Source organism: Micromonospora sp. ATLC20 (assembly GCF_057196585.1).
In genome coordinates this window covers 1-17,839 of sequence record NZ_JBXUOV010000075.1, presented here as the reverse complement: position 1 = coordinate 17,839, position 17,839 = coordinate 1, and the positions used below count along the sequence as shown (strand labels likewise).

At 68.9% G+C, this 17,839-nt stretch carries 11 protein-coding genes and 1 pseudogene; 7 read left to right on the top strand and 5 right to left on the bottom strand.

Annotated elements, in window-relative coordinates; translation table 11 throughout:
• Positions 1-39: 39 nt before the first annotated feature.
• Genes AC2CHG_RS17320 through AC2CHG_RS17310 form a run of 3 tightly spaced genes read left to right on the top strand, consistent with a single transcriptional unit; the run spans position 40 to position 1,185 of the window.
• Complete coding sequence (locus tag AC2CHG_RS17320; RefSeq protein ID WP_194800817.1) at positions 40-372, top strand: ArsR/SmtB family transcription factor; 333 nt, start codon at positions 40-42, stop codon at positions 370-372.
• Positions 369-845, top strand: coding sequence for an SRPBCC family protein (locus AC2CHG_RS17315; RefSeq protein ID WP_484525116.1), 477 nt, complete (start codon positions 369-371; stop codon positions 843-845). The genes AC2CHG_RS17320 and AC2CHG_RS17315 overlap by 4 nt, the downstream gene beginning before the upstream one ends.
• The gene (locus tag AC2CHG_RS17310; RefSeq protein ID WP_484525115.1) at positions 823-1,185 is read left to right on the top strand and encodes a nuclear transport factor 2 family protein; all 363 of its coding nucleotides are present in this window, start codon (positions 823-825) and stop codon (positions 1,183-1,185) included. Before AC2CHG_RS17315 ends, AC2CHG_RS17310 begins: the two co-directional genes overlap by 23 nt.
• On the opposite strand, the gene ftrA is transcribed toward AC2CHG_RS17310, so the two are convergent.
• The gene (gene ftrA / locus AC2CHG_RS17305) at positions 1,158-2,150 is read right to left on the bottom strand and encodes a transcriptional regulator FtrA (RefSeq protein WP_484525114.1); all 993 of its coding nucleotides are present in this window, start codon (positions 2,148-2,150) and stop codon (positions 1,158-1,160) included. The genes AC2CHG_RS17310 and ftrA overlap by 28 nt on opposite strands.
• A gap of 62 nt (positions 2,151-2,212) precedes the next feature.
• Here ftrA and AC2CHG_RS17300 point away from each other — a divergent pair, with 62 nt between their 5' ends.
• Together AC2CHG_RS17300 and AC2CHG_RS17295 are read left to right on the top strand one after the other, a co-directional pair.
• On the top strand, positions 2,213-2,677 hold the full coding sequence (locus AC2CHG_RS17300; protein WP_357208427.1) for a rhodanese-like domain-containing protein: 465 nt from the start codon (positions 2,213-2,215) through the stop codon (positions 2,675-2,677).
• Between the two features lie 54 nt (positions 2,678-2,731).
• Positions 2,732-3,310 (top strand): dihydrofolate reductase family protein, encoded by a 579-nt coding sequence (locus tag AC2CHG_RS17295; RefSeq protein WP_355513017.1) that lies wholly within the window; start codon positions 2,732-2,734, stop codon positions 3,308-3,310.
• On the opposite strand, the gene AC2CHG_RS17290 is transcribed toward AC2CHG_RS17295, so the two are convergent.
• From AC2CHG_RS17290 to AC2CHG_RS17280, 3 genes are all read right to left on the bottom strand, one after another.
• The gene (locus AC2CHG_RS17290; RefSeq protein WP_484525113.1) at positions 3,292-4,002 is read right to left on the bottom strand and encodes a helix-turn-helix domain-containing protein; all 711 of its coding nucleotides are present in this window, start codon (positions 4,000-4,002) and stop codon (positions 3,292-3,294) included. The genes AC2CHG_RS17295 and AC2CHG_RS17290 overlap by 19 nt on opposite strands.
• A gap of 129 nt (positions 4,003-4,131) precedes the next feature.
• Positions 4,132-4,653 (bottom strand): hypothetical protein, encoded by a 522-nt coding sequence (locus AC2CHG_RS17285; RefSeq protein ID WP_318333236.1) that lies wholly within the window; start codon positions 4,651-4,653, stop codon positions 4,132-4,134.
• Entirely contained in the window at positions 4,650-11,723 is a 7,074-nt protein-coding gene (locus tag AC2CHG_RS17280; protein WP_484525112.1) for an RHS repeat-associated core domain-containing protein, read from the bottom strand. Before AC2CHG_RS17280 ends, AC2CHG_RS17285 begins: the two co-directional genes overlap by 4 nt.
• Positions 11,724-11,890: 167 nt before the next feature.
• Between AC2CHG_RS17280 and AC2CHG_RS17275 the strand changes: the two genes are divergently transcribed.
• Complete coding sequence (locus AC2CHG_RS17275; protein WP_484525111.1) at positions 11,891-16,297, top strand: FG-GAP-like repeat-containing protein; 4,407 nt, start codon at positions 11,891-11,893, stop codon at positions 16,295-16,297.
• A gap of 89 nt (positions 16,298-16,386) precedes the next feature.
• Here AC2CHG_RS17275 and AC2CHG_RS17270 read toward each other — a convergent pair whose 3' ends face one another.
• Positions 16,387-17,262 carry a sulfotransferase domain-containing protein gene (locus AC2CHG_RS17270; protein ID WP_484525110.1) on the bottom strand — a complete coding sequence of 292 codons (876 nt, stop codon included), beginning with the start codon at positions 17,260-17,262 and terminating at the stop codon, positions 16,387-16,389.
• A 243-nt stretch (positions 17,263-17,505) separates the two neighbouring features.
• On the opposite strand from AC2CHG_RS17270, the pseudogene AC2CHG_RS17265 reads away from it, so the two are divergent.
• Positions 17,506-17,839, top strand: a pseudogene (locus tag AC2CHG_RS17265) (hypothetical protein); the annotation flags it as partial.

Here is a 17,839-nt window from a genome sequence, read left to right as displayed (position 1 = left end):
ATCGTTTGCGCAAACGCGTGTTTGCGATAGCGTGAGGCCATGCGCTCCGATCCGGACCTCGATCTCGCCTTCGCCGCCCTCGGCGACCCGGTCCGCCGCGCCCTGGTGACCCGCCTCGCCCGGGGTGAGGCCACAGTGGGCGAGCTGGGTGAGCCATTCGACCTGACGCCGCAGGCCATCTCCCACCACGTCGGCGTGCTGCGCCGGTGCGGCCTGGTCGAGCAGCGACGAGAGGGCACGCGGCGGCCGTGCCGGCTGCGGGTCGACCGGCTCGCCCGGCTGAGTACGTGGATCGACGAGCAGCGGCGCGCCTGGGACGACCGTCTCGACGCGCTGGAGACGCACCTATCCGATCCGGAGGCGACCCGTTGAGGGCCCGTACCGAACGGCACGGCGACGAGCTGATCGCGCGGCGCCACCTGCCCGCCCTGCCGGACCGGGTGTGGGAGGCCTTCACCTCACCGTCCGGCATCGCCGCGTTCTGGGGCGGCTCGCACGCCTCGGTGCAGGCGGCGACGGTGACTGTCGACCTGCGACCGGGCGGGGAGTTCGCGCTCGACACCCGCGCCCCGGACGGCCGGACCGGGCGCCTGCGGTTCGTCTACGTGAGCGTCGACGAGCCGCGTGAGCTGGTGTTCGACGAGCCGGTCACCGGCCTGCGCACCACCGTCACGCTGCGGCCCGCCGGGCACGGCACCGACCTCACCGTGCACCAGCGCGAACTCCCGCCCGAGTTGCGCACCGACCAGGCGGCCGACGGGCTCGCCTCGATCCTCGACGCCCTCGCCGCCCACCTCCGACACCACGACGATGGAGACACCAGTGACCCGAGCAACCCAGCGTGACCTGGTCGCCGAATACTTCGACGGCTTCCGGGCGAGCGACCACGAACGCATCCTCGCCACGCTCACCGACGACGTCGAGTGGGTCATCCACGGCCACCGCACCACCCGGGGCCGGGCGGAGTTCGACGGCGAGATCGAGAACCCGGCGTTCACCGGCAGCCCGCGGCTCGACATCGAACGCGTGCACGAGGACGGGCCGGTCGTCGTGGTGACCGGCGAGGGCCGGGGCGTCAGCGTCGAGCACGGGCCGTTCCGGTTCGCCTTCAACGACCTGTTCACGTTCCGGGACGGGCTGATCGCCCGCGTCGACTCCTACGTCGTCCCGCTGCCTGGCGCGTGAGCACCGCCCAACGCCCCGGTGAAGGCCCGGCGGTACGCCGACGGCGAGGTCCGCATCGCGGCGGCGAAGTGGTGCCGGAACGTCACCGCCGTCTCGAACCCCACTGCCGCGGCGACCTCCTCGATCGGCGCGGTGGTCGTCTCCAGCAACGGCAGGCTGGCCTGGACGCGCCGGTCGATCAGCCAGCGGATCGGGCTGGTGCCGGTGGCCCGCGCGAAGTGCCGCAGGTAGGTACGGGCCGACATGTGCGCCCGCCGCGCCAGCCGGTCGACGGTGATCGGGGTGTTCAGGTTCGCCAGCGCCCAGGACATGCTCGCGGCGAGCCGGTCGTCCTCCGGGTCGCCGGGCACCGGCGCCTCGATGAACTGCGCCTGGCCGCCCTCGCGATGCGGCGGTACGACCAGCCGGCGGGCAACCGCGTTGGCGATCGTCGGGCCGTGGTCGCGGCGTACCAGGTGGACGCAGAGGTCCAGACCGGCCGCGCTGCCGGCGCCGGTGAGGATGTCCCCGTCGTCGACGTAGAGCACGTCCGGGTCGACGCGTGCCGCCGGGTGGCGCCGGGCGAGCAGGTCGGCGTACCGCCAGTGGGTGGTGGCGCGGCGGCCGTCGAGCAGTCCCGCGCCGGCCAGGGCGAACGCGCCCGAGCAGATCGAGACGATCCGGGCGCCGCGCCGGTGGGCCGCGCGGAGCGCGCCGGTGAGCGCCGGTGACGGGTCGGCGTGCACGTCGGCGACACCGGGCACGATCAGCGTGCCGGCGGCGGCGAACGCGTCGAGGCCGTGGTCGGTGTGCAGGGTGGCGCCGCCGACCAGCCGTACCGCGCCGGGGGTCTCCGCGCAGACGGTCAGCTCGTACCAGGGCACGTCGAACTCCGGGCGGGGCAGGCCGAAGACCTCGGTGACGATGCCGGTCTCGAACACCGACATGCCCTGGTACGCGAGCACCGCCACGGTGGCGCGATTCATGGCGGGATTTTAGCGACTGGCGTCGCTCACGCCACTGGAGCGGCCGGACGACGGCCACCACGATGAGTGCCATGTCGAACGTCCTGCGCATCCCCGCCGCCCGCCCCGCCGACGCCCTCGCCCACTTCTCGGCCCGGCTCGCCTTCGAGGCCGACGTCAGCGACGTGCACGCCGACCTGGAGGCGGGCGTGACCGGCCTGGTCGTGGTCGACTCGCGCTCCCTCCCGGCGTGGCGGCAGGGGCACATCCCCGGTGCCGTGCACCTGCCCACCGCGGAGATCGCCGGCCGGGCGGGCGAGCTGCTCCCGGCGGACGCCACTGTGGTCACCTACTGCTGGGGGCCGGGCTGCAACGGCGCGACCCGCGCGGCGCGGGAGTTCGCCCGGCTCGGTCGCCCGGTCAAGGAGATGATCGGCGGGTACGAGTACTGGGTGCGGGAAGGCTTCCCGGTACGCACCGAGGCCGGGCTGGTCCGGCGGCCCGCCGACGACCTCACCGCACCGGCCGGCGCGTCGTGTGGCTGCTGAGGCGTGTCGGTTCCGTACAAGACGGCAGCTGGCGGCCGTTCCTAGCATTGCCGCATGCGTGATCTCGTCTACACCGGATTCATGTCGCTCGACGGCGTGGTGGACTCCCCCGGCGGCGGCCCGGGCGAGGACCACCGCAGCGGCGGCTGGGTCGTCAAGGACATCGAGTTCCTGCCCGAGGCGTTCTCGCTCAAGGGCGAGGAACTGGCACAGACCACGGCGCTGATGTTCGGGCGGCGCAGCTACGAGGCCTTCGCGCCGACCTGGCGCGACTCCGAGGACCACGCCGCCTACCGGGACCTGCCGAAGTACGTGGTGTCGTCCACCCTGCCCGACGACGCGCTGATCGACGGCTGGGGGCCGCTGACGATCCTTCGGAACACCGCCGACGTGGCCGCGCTCAAGCAGGGCGACGGCGGCGACATCTTCATCCACGGCAGCGCCGAACTCGCCCGCCGTCTCGCCGAGGCGGACCTGATCGACAGGTACCACCTGCTCGTCTTCCCGGTGCTGCTCGGCGCCGGCAAGGGCCTGTTCAGCCAGGCGGACCGGGACCGGCAGACGCTGCGTCTGCGCGACTCGGCCACCTACCCCAACGGCGTCGTCAAGCTCATCTACGACGTGACCCGCTGAGCCGGGTCCAGCGCGATCGCCCCACCGGCGCCCGCGCGCAGCTCACCGGCCGTCCGTCCGACGTACCGGCGCAGCGCGCGGGCCAGGTGCGGTTCGTCCACGTACCCGAAGGTGGTGACCGCGTCGGCGGGCGGGCCGCCCGCGGCCAGCAGCACGGCGGCCCGGCGCGCGCGGTCGATCTGCCGCACCGCGCCCCGGGTCAGCCCGGTCGCCGCCCGGAACCGGCGTTCGAGGGTACGCGGTGACGCCGGTGGACGGCCGCCGCGCAACGTCTCCGTGACGAGCGGGTCGCGGACCACCACACCGGCGTGGACCAGCCGCTCCACCAGGGCCTCGGCGTCGTCCGGGCCGGGCGTGGCCCACCGGCCGCCGTCGAGCCGGAACGTCCGGCGGCCCACGTCGGGCAGCTCGGCGCCGCCGTCCACCAGCGCAGGCGTGGGTACGAGCCGCAGCGAGGTGCCCACCGCGAACTCGATGCCGACGAACGTGGCGCCCTCGGGCACCGGCGCGGTGCCGGTCGCGGTCTCGGGGCCGGACACGGCCGCGTAGGAGCGCCCGTCGCGCTGCCAGAACACGAGCCCCCAGCACGGGGTCGCCACCGAGGTCATCTCGTCGACCCGATCGCTGGTGCAGGTCCACACGGTGTCGATCCAGGCCGAGTCGGACGCCCGCGTGGTGAACCGCAGCTCCACGGCAGGAGCATACGGCGACCATAGGGTGCGAGTGATCCCGGATGCGACCCAGTGGACTACGGCGCGATCAGACCGGCCGTTCCTCGGTGGGGGGAGGCGCCTGAGAAACGGCCGGTCCGACTTTCCGATTCAGCCGCGCAAACCCATTGCCTGACGGATCGGCCCGGCCTCCATCGGATTTGCCAGCCTCATGACGCTGATGAATCCAGTCCAAGTAGTCGCTCCGATGATCACCCGCTCGTCCAGCGCCATCATGACGAAGCCAGGTCGCCCCGGAGGGCCCCCCAACACACCCCAGTCCACTCCCTTACCTATGACGTCCCATTCGTCGCGCAGCCGCACCCGAGCCCAGTGCGGCCCCGCTGACGGCTCTCCATCGACCGGCCCGACCGAGACGAGAAAGCGCCCCTCTTCATCAAACAGCCGGCCCGTGTTCGCGAAGTTCCACCAAGCCGCGTTGGCACCCTCGATCAGGGAGGAGTCATCGAACATGAATTCGACATCCTCCCTGCCTTCCTCTTCGGTACAAGCGGAGAGCATCCAGGCCGCCGAGGCTGGGATGCCTACGGAGTCCCATTTGAAGTCGACCACGTCCACCCCGGCGGTCTTCAGGGAGCCAATGATCATCTCCGAGTTAAGCACAATTGTCACCCACACGGCCGATAAGTTGTGATCCGGTCATAGTTGTGCCCCGCCCCCGGGCGTCCACCCTTCGGGCCAACCCAACCGATAGTCCCGTCGGTCTTCACCAGAAGACGGTAGTCGTTACCGCCACCGGGAATTTCGTAGATCTTCGCGCCCTTCCAGAATTTCCTCGCACCGATGGGCCCGGAGTCGCCCCGGAATTCGTCGGGGACCTGGACAGTCCGGCCGTTCACTCGGACGGGACGTCCGTTCTCCATTTTGGTGGTCATGCGTTGTCTCAGCTCGCCTCGGTTGAACGCATCGATCCCATCCTGCACTACCCGTGGCGGGGTGAGTCCGTCATTGTGAACCAGAACCGGAGTGTCACCGGCCATCACATAGTAGGTGTGCAGCCCATTGACGGTCAGGTTGAAGGCAAGCGAGGTTTGCACCGACGCCGGACGCAGGCCACCTACGTGGTCTGCCCCTCCATCGGGAGCAAGAACGAGATCTCCGGGGTTGAGTTCGTCGGCCCGCTGCCACTCGCGCTCCGTCCGGTTCCAGAACGGATGATCCTCAGTCGTGACGAGGACGGCATCTCCGATCTCGAGTTCGACAAGATCGTCCAGGTGCTCCCAGACGTGCTCGACTCTCCGCGGGCCCTGCTCACCCGTTTCCGGATCCGTCGCGTGGACTTCGTCACCGACTCGAATATCATCCAGCTCCTTGACTGAGCCGTCGGCCATGAGCACCAGAGTGCCGCCGCTGAAGCTCATGCATCCGCCGCGGTTCCTGGGGCGATTACCGGCGCTCAGCCCACGACCGGCGCCCGCAGCTGCGCCCAGGGCCCCGGCCCCTCCTGGAATCAGGTCATCGGAGGGCAGCACCTCCGCCATCTTGTCGATGTAGGGGTTGTACAACTCCTGGACCCACTTATGGCAGCCGCCCGGATTTCCCATTTCGACGCAGATGTTCATAGCCAGAGCTCGTTCGCTGGCAGGCGCGAGTTCCACACTCGGGACGAGTGCATCACGCGCGAACCACGCGCCGCGTTCTTCGTTCCAGCGCCGGGTGAACTCCTCCAGCGGCACCGTGTCCGGGACGCGGATGACGTGGCCGAGGTAACGAGGGTCGTTGCGACGCTTGGGGGCGCTGCCGGTCTGCCCCCGGCTCGTGCCCCATGCCTCGTTTGCCAGCGTGCCACACCCACCCGGGCAGCCCTTAGCCGGGCTGTATCCGTAGCAGTCGAACTGGCGGCAGTCGTCCGGGATAAGGCCGCTCGGATCACTCGTCGTGACCGGCGAGTTGTTGGCGTACGCGTAGCCGTTCCACTGCTGTGGGCTCGCCGGATCCTGGAGGGGGTCCAGGGAGACGAAGCGACCGGTGGTCGGGTCGTAGTTGCGGGCGCCGACCTGGGTCAGCCCTGTGTTGGTGTTGAGGGGCTGGTTGAGGAAGCCACGGTTGTCAGGTGCCGTGACGGTGGCGCCGCGCTGCCCGCCGTATGGGGTGAACTGGCGCCAGGTGGGGATCTGTGCCGTGTTGTTGAGGTAGAGGGTGGGGTTCCCTTGATGGTCCGGGATCAGGTAGCTGTAGTTGGTGCCGGCGCCGGTCCGGATGGCCGTCGCGCCGTTGGGCAGCGGGTAGTAGCGGACTCCGCTGACCGTGTTGGTAGTGGTGTTCAGGGTGATTTGTTGGGTCGGCAGGTAGAGGGTGGCGGTGCCGGGATCCTTCTGGATGAGGAGATTGCCGTCCGCGTCGTAGAGGAATCGGCTGTCCCCGTCCCGGCCCCCGGTCACCGCGGTCAGCTCGCCGGTCTCGTCCCAGGTGAGCGTCTGGTTGCCCTGGCCCGCGTTACGGGCGGTCATGTTGCCGCTCTTGTCGTAGGTGTACGAGGTCGAGCCGGTCAGGCCGCCGGTGGTCGTCGTGCTGGTCAGCGTGTGCGGCTGGCCGGCGCCGTTGCCGTTGTAGACGTAGTCGGTGGTCGTGTCGGACCCGCCGCTAAGAGAGCGCTGGATCTGGGTCTTGCGGTTGCCGACGGCGTCGAAGGTCCACTCGGTCCAGAACGCGCTGGTGGAGCCGATGCCGCTGCCCACCATGGAGCGGTTGCCGACGGTGGGCTGAGTGGCGCAGTTGTCGGTGGCGGTCCAGGCCGAGGTGAGCCGCCGCAGGGCGTCGTGGCGGTAGCACTGGGTCTCGGCCGCCACGCCAGGCAGGTTCCGGGTCTCGACCTGCTTGATGATGTTGCCGAACCGGTCGTACTCGTAGTCACGCTGCCCGACGTCGGAGGTGCTGGTCGTCGTCTTTGTGATCTTGCGTTGCTTGAGCCAGCCGGTGTGGTCGTCGTAGATGTTGGCCATGGTGGCCTGGCTGGAGCTGGCGTTGAGGCCTCCGCCGGTGACCCGGCCCCACGCGTCATAGTTGGTGACGTTTGCGTAGGTGGCCAGCAGGCTGCTCGCCCCGTTGGGGATCTCCAGCGCACTCTTGTAGGAATAGGTGACGGTCTCGGCTGGCAGGCCGCCGGCAGCCTGCCAGGCGTCGCTGTACGGCTTGCCGGTAACGGCCAGGTACTTGTGCGTGAAGGAGTAGGTGTTGCCGAGCAGCCCCTCGGTCGCTGGAATGGTGATCGTCTCGCCGGTGGAGGCGCCGAAGGCGGTGAAGCCGCCGTACTGGGTGGTGTAGGCAACGCCGTTGCGGTAGGTGGTGGCCGTGGTCAACTTGCCGATCGGGTTCGTCATCCCGGCAACGGCGTTGTTGGTGTTGTCGTACTCCCACTTGCCGAACTGGTTGGCCGGCGACTGGTCCTTCTTCGCGGCGGTGAAGCTGCCGGTCCTCCGGTTGATCTTGTCGTAGACGTAGGAGACGGTCTTCTCACGCGAGTCGGTGATCTCGGTGATGTTGCCGACGCCGTCGTACGTCGTGTTGCTGGTGCCGGCGACCGGGTCCGTCTTGCTGGTGACCCGGCCGAGCAGGTCGTACTGGTTCTTCCAGTCGGCGCCGCTCGCGTCGGTCAGGAACGCCTGGTTGCCCCGATCGTCGTAGCCGTAGCTGGTGGCGGTGGTGGTGCCACCGGTCATCCGGAAGGTGCCGGTGAACGCGTTCGCCGGGCTTACCAGGGCGGGCGCGGCGGTGTACTCGAGCAGCGTGGTGGCCCGGCCCATCGGATCGGTGACGGCAGTGGTGACGGTGCCGCCCGGCGGCGGGATCACCGTGGTGCGGTCACCGTTGTAGACCGTGCGGGTCGACGAGACGACCAGGTTGTCGCGGGCGCTCTCGGCAAGGATCACCCGGCCCGCGCCGTCGTAGGTGTTTCTCGTCTGGTTGAGCACCTTCTTGGCGAGGTCCGGCGCGTACACCGGGGTCGTTCCGGGATCCCGCTCGGCGTCCCACCAGCCGTTGTAGGTTTCCGTCACCCAGCCGCGGCTGTCGTAGAAGGTGTCGGTGATCATGCGACCGCCGGCCGGTGTCGTGGTCTGCGTCTGCCGGGGACGCAGTTGCGCGTCGTAGATCTGGGTGGAGATGGCGTACCCACCGGAGTTGTTCAACGTCTCGATGGTGGTGGCGCTCGGACCAGTCTTCTGAACCAGGTAGGTGTAGCGATAGTGGGGTGAGCTGCTGGTCGCCCGGGAGGCCGCCCAGACCGCCTTGACCCTGCCGAGCGCGTCGTACTGGCGGGTGGTCACCACATTGTTGACGTCGTTGCTCACCGTGGTGAGGTTGCGCATCGGTGTGACCGTCGTCGAGGCGGAATGCCCCTCGGCGTTGGTGGTCTTGACCGCAACGGTCAGACCGAGCGAGTTGTCGGTATATGTGGTCCGGCTGACGTTGCCGTTCGCGTCGTAGGTGGCGACGGCCCGTCCGTAGCTGTCGAACTCGGCACGGTCGGTGGTCTGGTAGACGTAGGCGCCGGACTTGTAGTCCTCGGCCTGGCGCACCATCGTGACCGTGCCCCGGGTCGGCACCTTGGTCTGCGGGAAGGTCTCATCGAACTCGGGGTCGTCGTAGTAGGTCCGCGTGTGGGAGACAACCTGGCGGGGCCGATCGACGTTCGCCGGGGCGGTCAACGTGTTGACGCTGCCGGGAACGGTGGCAGGCGACCCCTGGGAGTAGCCGCCGCAGGCCACCGACACGGTCTCGACCTGGCTGATCAGACCGGTGATGTTGGCGGCGGTGTTCGCCGGTGCGTACTTCGTGGAGGTGCAGCGGTCGTAGGCGGCGTTCACCGGCACGGTGTGGTCATAGGAGTGCGTGATCAGCCCGAAGGTCGGCGAGTTGACGTTTGTGTCGTACGTGGTGTCGGTCTGGCTGTAGCGCCAGGTGGTGGTCTCGGACGAGGTGACCGCCTGCCGGTTCCACTTCTGGACCTGCCCCATCTTGTGAGCGGTCAGCGCGGGCAGGCCGACACGCGCACGAGTGGCGGTGGCGTCAGACACCCAGTAGGACATCACCGAGGAGGACTCCACCGGGCCGTTGTCGCCGCGATGGGTGGTTGTTTCCAGCTCCCGCCCGGCGAGCTGGTCGAGGTCCTCGTGCTGCCCACCCGCGGAGTCCGTCACCCTGACCACGGTGCTGTTGTTGTTCTTGGACATGCCGCGGTAGTAGGTCGAGACGGACAACGTCTGTGCGTCGTTGACCCCGTCGCCGTTGCGGGTCTCGACCTTGCCGTACCCCCGGAACTGACCGTAGGTGCGGTACTTGGCCTTGACCACCTCGTTGTCGTCGTAACGCCAGGCGGCGCCACCGACGTAGTTGTAGCTGGTCGAGGTCTGCCGGGCACCACCCGTGGGATCGGTGGCGGTCACCCGAGTGACGGCGTACTTGTGGAACCAGTCGAGTTTCGGCGTGGTCAGACCGTCCGGCGTCCAGTAGACCGGATAGCAGGAGCGCGTGTTCGACTCCGGCGCGACGGTGACCGGCGCGGTACACGGGACCGGCAGTTCGTAACTAGCGGTGATCTTGGATCCGGTCTCCGTGGTGACCGTTTCGATGCGCTGCCGGTAGAACGACGGGAAGCCGCCGGCGGTGTCGACCCGGTTGGCGAGTTTCTTCCCCGTGAAGGACACGGACGGCAGGGTGATCGACGTCGTCGATCCGCCCGAGGTGAGGTCGTGCCCGGTGCGGGTGATGGAGTCGAGCCACAGCGTGGGCGCGGTGCCGTCGCCCGTTGCCGGCATCGTCTGCGCCAGTGTGTAGGTGTCGACCGGCAGGTGCTTGCGGGCGGTCAGGTCGTACTGCTGGGTCTGGATGGAGGTGAGCCGCACCGTGGAGAAGAACGACGGGCTCCAGGACTTGCAGTCGGTGTCCTTGGCGCAGACCAGGTCGTAGGGAACGTCGGGCCAGTTGGCCTTCGTGGATTCGTTGAGCGGCTTGCAGGTGCCGGAGAGGCAGCGGTCGTCGGTGTTGAACACGACCCGGTTCGGCACGGTGCCGTAGGCACCGCCGTCGCTGAAGCCGTAGTCGACGCGGGCGAGGCTGCTGTCGCGGATGTAGGGGACGTCCGTTGCGCCCTCGTTGCGCCCGTAGTAGTTGACGTCCTGGTTGTAGAAGTAGGCCATCGCATTGCCGTGCGGGTCCTTGACGTAGTCGAGGTTCCACCGGTGAGCCATGGTGCAGACGGACGCGTCGAACCCCGCGCTGTCGTAGCAGGGGTCATCCGAGTGCGGGGAGTAGACCGGGCCGTAGTCGACGGACTTGGTCTCCGGCTTGTCGGAGGACCAGCCCGGAAGGCGGTTGCGTCCGAACTCGTAGATCGTTCCGTCGGGCTCGGTCACCCGCCAGTACTCGGTGTTGTAGGTGCCGCTGCCGTTGTTCGACCCGGTGACCCGGGTGACGACCGAGCCGTTGTCACTCTGGAGCTTCCAGACCTTCTTGTTCACGTCCCAGATCAGCGACGTCGACGAGCCGTTCAGCGACAACGTCAGGATCGGCCCGGCGTAGCAGCGGTCGTACGTCTTCTTCGGCGACGGGCTGCCGCCCGGGTTGTCCTTGCACGAGACGAACGTCTGCTCGACGTAGTTTCGCGGCGTCGACCAGCCGTCGCCGGCCCAGGACGCCTGCGCGTTGGTGGCGACGGTCTGCCCGTCGACGGCGCTCGAGTCGTAGGAGAGGGCGATCTGCGGCGCGAGCTTCGACCGCGACGGCGGCAGGGTCACCGGGTACGAGTAGCTGAACGATCCGGTGCTGCCACCGGCGCTCCACGATCCGGAGGGCTTGAGGTCGGTCGCGGCGTAGGTGCCGCCCTTGCCGCCTTCCTCCCCCGCGCCGGCGACTGCGGCGACGAGCATCTGCGCGCCGGTCTTCGACACGCCGGCCTCCACCGGGATCTCGGCGGAGACGGTCCTGGTGGCGGTGTCGTTCGTGGACGGCAGCGGCTGCTGCTTACGGCACTCGGCGCGCTGCGGGGTGTCCAGCGCGCAGGCCGGCAGCCGCACCAACTTCAACCGCAGACCGTAGTTCCCGCCGTACGCCTCGGCGAAGGAGTCGTAGTCCACGCCGATCCGCACGTTGCCGGTGGTCTTCGCCGAGGAGTTTGCCTGCGGCGTGACGCCCACGAGCAGTCCGTCGACGCCGGTCGCGGTGGCGGCGGCGCGGTCGAGTACACGCACGTCCAGGCGCTGCGGACCGGTGTAGGCGGCACGTCCCTCCGCCACCGGGCTCACCCAGACCGGGGTACCCGCCGCGCGGGCCTTGGACGCGCCGGACGAGGTCTTCGCGACGCCACTCAGGTCGACCTGCGCGGCGGCTGCCCGCGGCCAGGTCGTCCTGGTCGGTTTGAAGCTCATCCTGGCGTCGTTCCGGGGTGCCACGAACCGGCTGGGCAGAGGCTTCACCCCGTCGACCGACCTGCCCGGCGACGGGACCGGTGGCCGGGCCACAGTCGGTGCGGCTGCGGCGGGCGTGCCGACCAGCACCCCCGCCGCGACGATTGCGGTGACGACTGACGTGACCAGCCGCCTGCGACCCGTGACGAGCCGCGATCCCCCGTGCCTGAGCATGCGTGTCCCAACCTGAGTACGGATGAGGTGACCACACGGGTCATCGATGTCGCTCACCCCCGTGGCGCGATCAATGTGCCATGTCTCGGACCGATACAAGATCACGAATTGGTAACACGGGGCCGTTGGCACCGGCGCAAAAGCATCGCAGCAAGTGCGAAAGGGACAGCAGGCTGTAACGAAGAACATTCCCCGAGTCGGGTTCCGCTGGTTCACTGTGCCCGCCATCGGACGCGCGTCCGCGCGTCCCTCGACACGGGGGAGATTTCGTCATGCCCGCAATCCGGCCTACACGCCGAACGAGGGCCGCCTCGTTCGCGACTGCGGCCATCCTTGTCGTCAGCACCGGCGCCGTCTGGCCGGGCGCGATCGTCTCCGCGTCACCGGACGGCTACGCCGGCGCGCCGGTGCCGGCCGGCGCCGTCGACGCCCCGCTGGGCGTCGAGAAGGCGTTGGCCCACGCACGCCGGACCGGGAAGTCCGTAGAGGCGACCGCGACCGGCACGTCCACCTCCGTCGTCACGGCCCTGCCCAACGGTCAGGTTCGCCTGACCCAGCACGCCACGCCCATGCGGAAGATGGTCGGCGGCACGTGGAAGGACCTGGACGCGACACTGGTCCGGCAACCGGACGGCTCCATCGCTCCCAGGCTGACGACCAGCGAGGTGAGCATCTCCCCCGGCGGTTCAGCACCGCTGGCCGAGCTGACATCCGGTGACCGCACCCTCGCCGTGGACGCACCCGTGCCGCTCCCCGCGCCGGCGCTGTCCGGCCCGACCGCCACCTACCGGCAGGTGCTGCCCGACGTCGACCTGGTGGTCAGGGTCGACCGCAACGGCGGCTTCTCCCACGTCTTCGTGGTGCACACACCGAAAGCCGCCGCCAACCCGGCACTCCGAACTCTGACTCTCGGAACCAAGGCGAACGGATTCACCCTCGACGTCGACGGCACCGGCAACATCGCCGGCCGGGACCGGGCCGGCGCCACGGTACTGTCCGCGCCCGCGCCGATCATGTGGGACTCGAGCGCGTCCGGGGCCAGCGGCCCGGCCGCCCGCAGCGCCCCGAACTCGACCGCCGCCGCGCCCGGCCGGGCCGCACGGACGGCGCCGATCAAGGTACGCATGCAGGGCCGGCAGCTTCACCTCACTCCGGATCAGGCCCTCCTGACCGGCCCGAAGACGACGTACCCGGTGTACATCGACCCGACGTTCAGCTGGACGCCCGCCGGATCGTCCCGGGGCGGCTGGGCCAGCATCTCCTACCAGCACCAGTCCACGAACTACTGGATGACCACGCCTGATCCGGCCGACCGGATGCAGGTCGGCAACTCGGGCGTACAGCGCTCGAACACGCTGATCAACTTCTCGATCCCGGTGAGCACCCTGACCAACGCCGAGATCAACTCAGCGCTTTTCAAAATCACGAACACGCGGTCGTGGAGTTGCGACCCCAAGCAGGTGAACGTCTACGCGCCCAACACGGTCTTGAGCAGCAGCAACGCCACCTGGAACTTCTGGGAGGGCCAGAGCGCCGGGCCGCTGGCCGCGTCCAAGAGCTTCGCCTACGGATACAGCGGGTGCGCGGCGAACGGTGTGTCCTTCGACGTCAAGGCCCAGATCCAGCGGGACATCAGCGACAACCACAAGACTCGCACCCTGTGGTTGAAGGCGGCGAGTGAGGCGAGCGACCCGCAGAGCTGGAAGGAGTTCCTGGAGACGAGCCCGACGCTCGAGATCCAGTACAACCACAAGCCAAACAAGCCCGCCGGTCTGACCACCTCGCCGAAGACCACCTGCGCAGGCGGGTCGACTGTCGGCGACGCCTCCGTCTCCCTCTACGCGCCGGTGTCCGACCGCAACGGCGGCGTCCTCGGGGTGTCCTTCCGGGTCACCCGCAAGAGCGACGGTGCGGTGGTCGCGACTTCCGATCCGAACAAGCTGACCTCCGCCTCCGGTGCCACGTCGGTACTCGTGGTCTCACAGGCCACCCTGCGCCAGTACGCCGGCTACACCGGTCCGGGCACCGGAGCGGTCACGGCCTTCACCTGGAGGGTCCAGGCCACCGACTTCCGTACGGCGAGCGACTGGTCGGACACCTGCACGTTCAACTTCGACCCGACCCGCCCTGGTCACCCCGAGGTGACGAAGCCGACGGAGGCGGTCATCGGCCAGCCGACGAGCTTCACCATCACGGCGGCCGGGGGCACCACCCCGAGTGGCTACCTCTACCAGCTCAACGCCGGCGCGCCGGTCCAGGTGGCGAACGCCGGCGCCGACGGCACCACGGTGACGATCCTCCCCACCCGCTACACCAACACGCTCACCGTCACCAGCCTGTCCCCCGGCGGCAACATCGGCGACTCCGAGAGCGTGACCTTCAACGCGGATCCGGCGGCCCTGGCTGCTGACGGTGACATGACCGGGGACGACGTGCCCGACCTGGTCGCCACCGGCGGCGTGAACGGGCTGCCGGCCGGACTCTGGCTCACCGAGGGCGGGTCGGACGGGCCACCCGCACCCGCGACGAACATCGGGGCCAAGGGCAACGGCCTGACGAAGCCCGGATCCGCCCGGGACTACGACGGCGCACAAGCCGTCACCGGTCGGTTCTCCGGCTACGCGCTGCAGGACGTGCTCGTCTACTACACCTCCGGGCCGTTCGCCGGCGGCGGCACTGTGCTTCGCACGAACGGCGACGGGTCGGTCATCCAGCCGTCCGCGGACGACACCCAGTACACGATCCAGCGCGAGGCCCTCACCGACGAGGCTGGGGAGTCGCCGTTGCAGGTGGCCAACGCCGGTGACGCCCGGGGCACCGGATCGTGGCACAACGATCTCATCGGGACCAGCGGAAACGACTCCGTCGGCTACTCGCTCACCTACTACCCGTCGACCGGTGCCGGGATGTTCCAGCAGGTCACCCGCACCTCAGCCACCACACCGGACGGCGGCGTCGACTGGAACAACTGGACCATCGCCACGGCGCAGGTGACCACCAGCACCGGCACGAGCACGGCGATGTTCCTCTGGAAGCGCAGTACCGGCGCACTTCACCTCTGGACCGGCATCGGCATCGACATCGACAACGGCCAGATGACCTATACCCCGTACGTGATCGCCGCGTCGGGCTGGAACACCGGCGCGGCCGTGCGCCTGCGTGCCGCCGACGTGAACAACGACGGACACCCGGATCTCTGGGCGATCGGTGACGGCGGCCTGAGCAAGATCTGGCGGGTCACCGGCCTGGCCGGCACCGCGGGGACCATAACCGCCGACACCGATCGCAAGATCGTCACCGCTGACCACGCCTGGCACTTCGGCGAAGCGACGGAAGGACCGGCGAGCGCCGTTCCGGCGCAGGACGCGGTCGGTAGCCTGGCGGCGACGGGTAGCGGGGCGGCGGCTTGGCACTCCGGCGACCTGTTTGATCCGAGCATCGACCTCGACGGCGTCGACAGCACTCTGACCACGCCCTCGTCGGCGGTGACCACCAATGCCGAGTTCTCGCTGTCGGTCTGGGCGAAGCCGGACGCCAGCGGCGGCACCGTCGTCTCCCAGGACGGCGTCAACACCGCGAGCTTCAGGTTGTGGGCCGAGGCGAGCGACAACTCCTGGCGGTTCGCCATGTCGCGCAGCGACGTCGCGAGCCCGGTCTGGGACACGGTCAGCAGTGGTGCCAACACCGTACGGCTGGGCGCCTGGACGGAGTTGACGATCACGTTCAAACCGGCCGGCGGAAACCTCAGCAGCATGTACCTCTACGTCAACGGACGCGGTGTCGGTTCGGCGGCGCACTCCACCACCTGGCACGCGGACCGGAGCATGCGCTTCGGCGGCACGCGCACCGGAAGCGCATCCGTCGGCAGCTACTTCAACGGTCAGTTGTCCACGGTCCAGACGTGGAAGTCGGTGGTGCTCAGCCCGAGTCCGGCCCAGCACGACCTGACCGGCGACGGCAAGCCGGACATCGTCACCGCCGACTCGGCCGGCAACCTCTACCTCCGGCCCCACACCGGCGGCACCGGCATGTCCACCTTCGGCACGCCGGTGAAGATCGGTGTCGGCTGGGGAAGCCTGCGTTGGGACATCTACGACTGGACCCAGGACGGGCTCGCCGACGTCATGATGGTCGACACGGTCGGCGACCTGTGGGCGTACCCGAACGCCAGCGGTGCGCCCAGCTCAGGCAGACGTGCGCTGGTCGGTTCGATGTGGGGCGACTACACCCACGCGACAGGTAACGCGAACCGCGCCGCGAAGCCGGATCACTTCGGGATCAAGAACTCGACCGGCGAACTGTTCTACTACCCGAACGGCTGCTGCAAGGTCCTGGTGGGTCGCTCCGGGTGGTCGAACTACCGCATCTACCCGGCCGACTTCAACCGGGACGGACTCGACGATCTCATCGCTATCGATCCGGCGGGTGACATGTTCTGGTACCCGAACACCGGCCAGGCCGGACAGCTGATGTTCGGCGCCCGCAAGCAGATCGGCAACTACTGGAGTCAGTTCCGGGTCGCTGTCGCCGACATCAACACCGACGGCCTCCCAGATGTTCTCGGTGTCGACTCGAGTGGGAACGCGTGGGTCTACACCGGCCGCCCCGACGTGAGCTTCAACAACCGCTACCAGGTGGCCAGCGGCTGGACCACCACGGTGGTCAAGTCGATCGGCTGAGCCGGACGGAAAGAAATGCGGTGCCCGGCGGTGAGGACCGCCGGGCACCGGATCACCGTTTGTGAAGCGGCAGGAGCATACGGCGACCGTCAGCGGGCGGGGGTCTCGTCCCGGGCGGGGTAGCCGAGGATTTCCGCGAGGTCACCGGCCGCCTTCGTGTACGCGGCGTAGATGTCGTCGTCGAAGTGGTTGCGCCAGTCGCCGGACGCGCCCTTGCGGTAGTGGGAGATCCGCCCCGGGGTCTCTTTCGACTTCTTCATCTTGGTGAAGCTGTAGCGGGCCAGCAGGGCCTCCAGCTCGGCCGGCGGCAGCGTGATCCCGCAGTGCCGCATGAGCTGGTCGACCTCCTCGGTCTGCCGCTCGCCGGTCAGGTCCTCGTAGCGGAACAGCCGGAACGTCTCGTCGGCCGGCGCGACCGCCCAGGAGCGCATCTGCCCGAACTGCTTCTTGTCGCGCAGCCGGTCGATGACGTAGAGCATGCCCTCCTTCTTCGGCAGTTCCTGGAGGGCCTTTCGTGCCTGCGGGATGTCTCCCATCGGGGCGTGCGAGTTGCGCAGCGAGAAGTAGCTCGACACGACCACGTCGCGCGGGTCGCGGATCACGAAGAACGCGCGGTAGCTGCCGGCCTTGGGCACCGCCTCGAATCGCTTGTGGGAGAGGAAGATCGCCAGGCCCACACGGCCGGCCGGCACCGGCGCGGTCGCCCCGCCGGCGTAGAAGCGCGGGTCGTAGGGCAGCAGGCCGCAGTGGCGGTAGACGGCCGGATCGCTGAACAACGCCTTGATCCACTGGCTGCCGGTCTTGCGGACGGTGCAGTGGAAGATGTTGTCGAACTCGCTGCGTGCCACCACCGGAACGGTGAGTCGCATGCGGGCGTTGCGCGCTTCCATCTGCGCCCGCCGGGCCTTGACGCGCAGAGAATTCGGCGAATTGTGCTTGGCGAATTCGACGGCCCGATTAATCATTTCCCAACCTCATCCGGACCCCGCGGAGCAGGGGCAGCACGAACACCTTTCCGCACGTCACGCAGGTGAAGTCCGCAGACTTCGCCTGCTCCGCCCCGCGCCCCGACGCGCCGCTAGGAATATCCCCGACGGTCCGATTAATGTCAATCCCGGGATGCTGGGAGAACGCTGAAAGTCTACAATTCCAGTAGGAATTTCGGAATAAGTGTGACGGGGCGGCAGCGGCATCCGCCCACCGGCACAATGACCGCCGTGCTCAAAGCCACCCGCGCTCTGCTGACGTCACTCGATCCGCTGTCCCACCACGAGCGAACCCCCCGGCTGGTGGCGTGGGCGCGCACCGCGCCCGACCGCGCCCAGGTCTGCGCCGACCTGCGCGGACACGGCACCTACGAGCGGCGTCTCGCGCTGCTCGCCGCACTGTCCACCCAGGACACCGAGGCCGTCCTGGCCGCGACGCACGACCCGGAGCCCTCGATCGGCGTCGCCGCGCTGACCGCTGCCGTGCGCTCCGGCGTGACCCCCGGCGGCCTCACCGACCGGCCGGCGAACGCGCGGCGGCGGGTCTACCGGGCGC

Bases quoted from the DNA above. Each gene is read 5' to 3' on its own strand.
- AC2CHG_RS17270 (WP_484525110.1), bottom strand. From the start codon at position 17,262: ATGATTAATCGGGCCGTCGAATTCGCCAAGCACAATTCGCCGAATTCT.
- AC2CHG_RS17320 (WP_194800817.1), top strand. From the start codon at position 40: ATGCGCTCCGATCCGGACCTCGATCTCGCCTTCGCCGCCCTCGGCGAC.
- AC2CHG_RS17300 (WP_357208427.1), top strand. From the start codon at position 2,213: ATGAGTGCCATGTCGAACGTCCTGCGCATCCCCGCCGCCCGCCCCGCC.
- AC2CHG_RS17295 (WP_355513017.1), top strand. From the start codon at position 2,732: ATGCGTGATCTCGTCTACACCGGATTCATGTCGCTCGACGGCGTGGTG.
- ftrA (WP_484525114.1), bottom strand. From the start codon at position 2,150: ATGAATCGCGCCACCGTGGCGGTGCTCGCGTACCAGGGCATGTCGGTG.
- AC2CHG_RS17275 (WP_484525111.1), top strand. From the start codon at position 11,891: ATGCCCGCAATCCGGCCTACACGCCGAACGAGGGCCGCCTCGTTCGCG.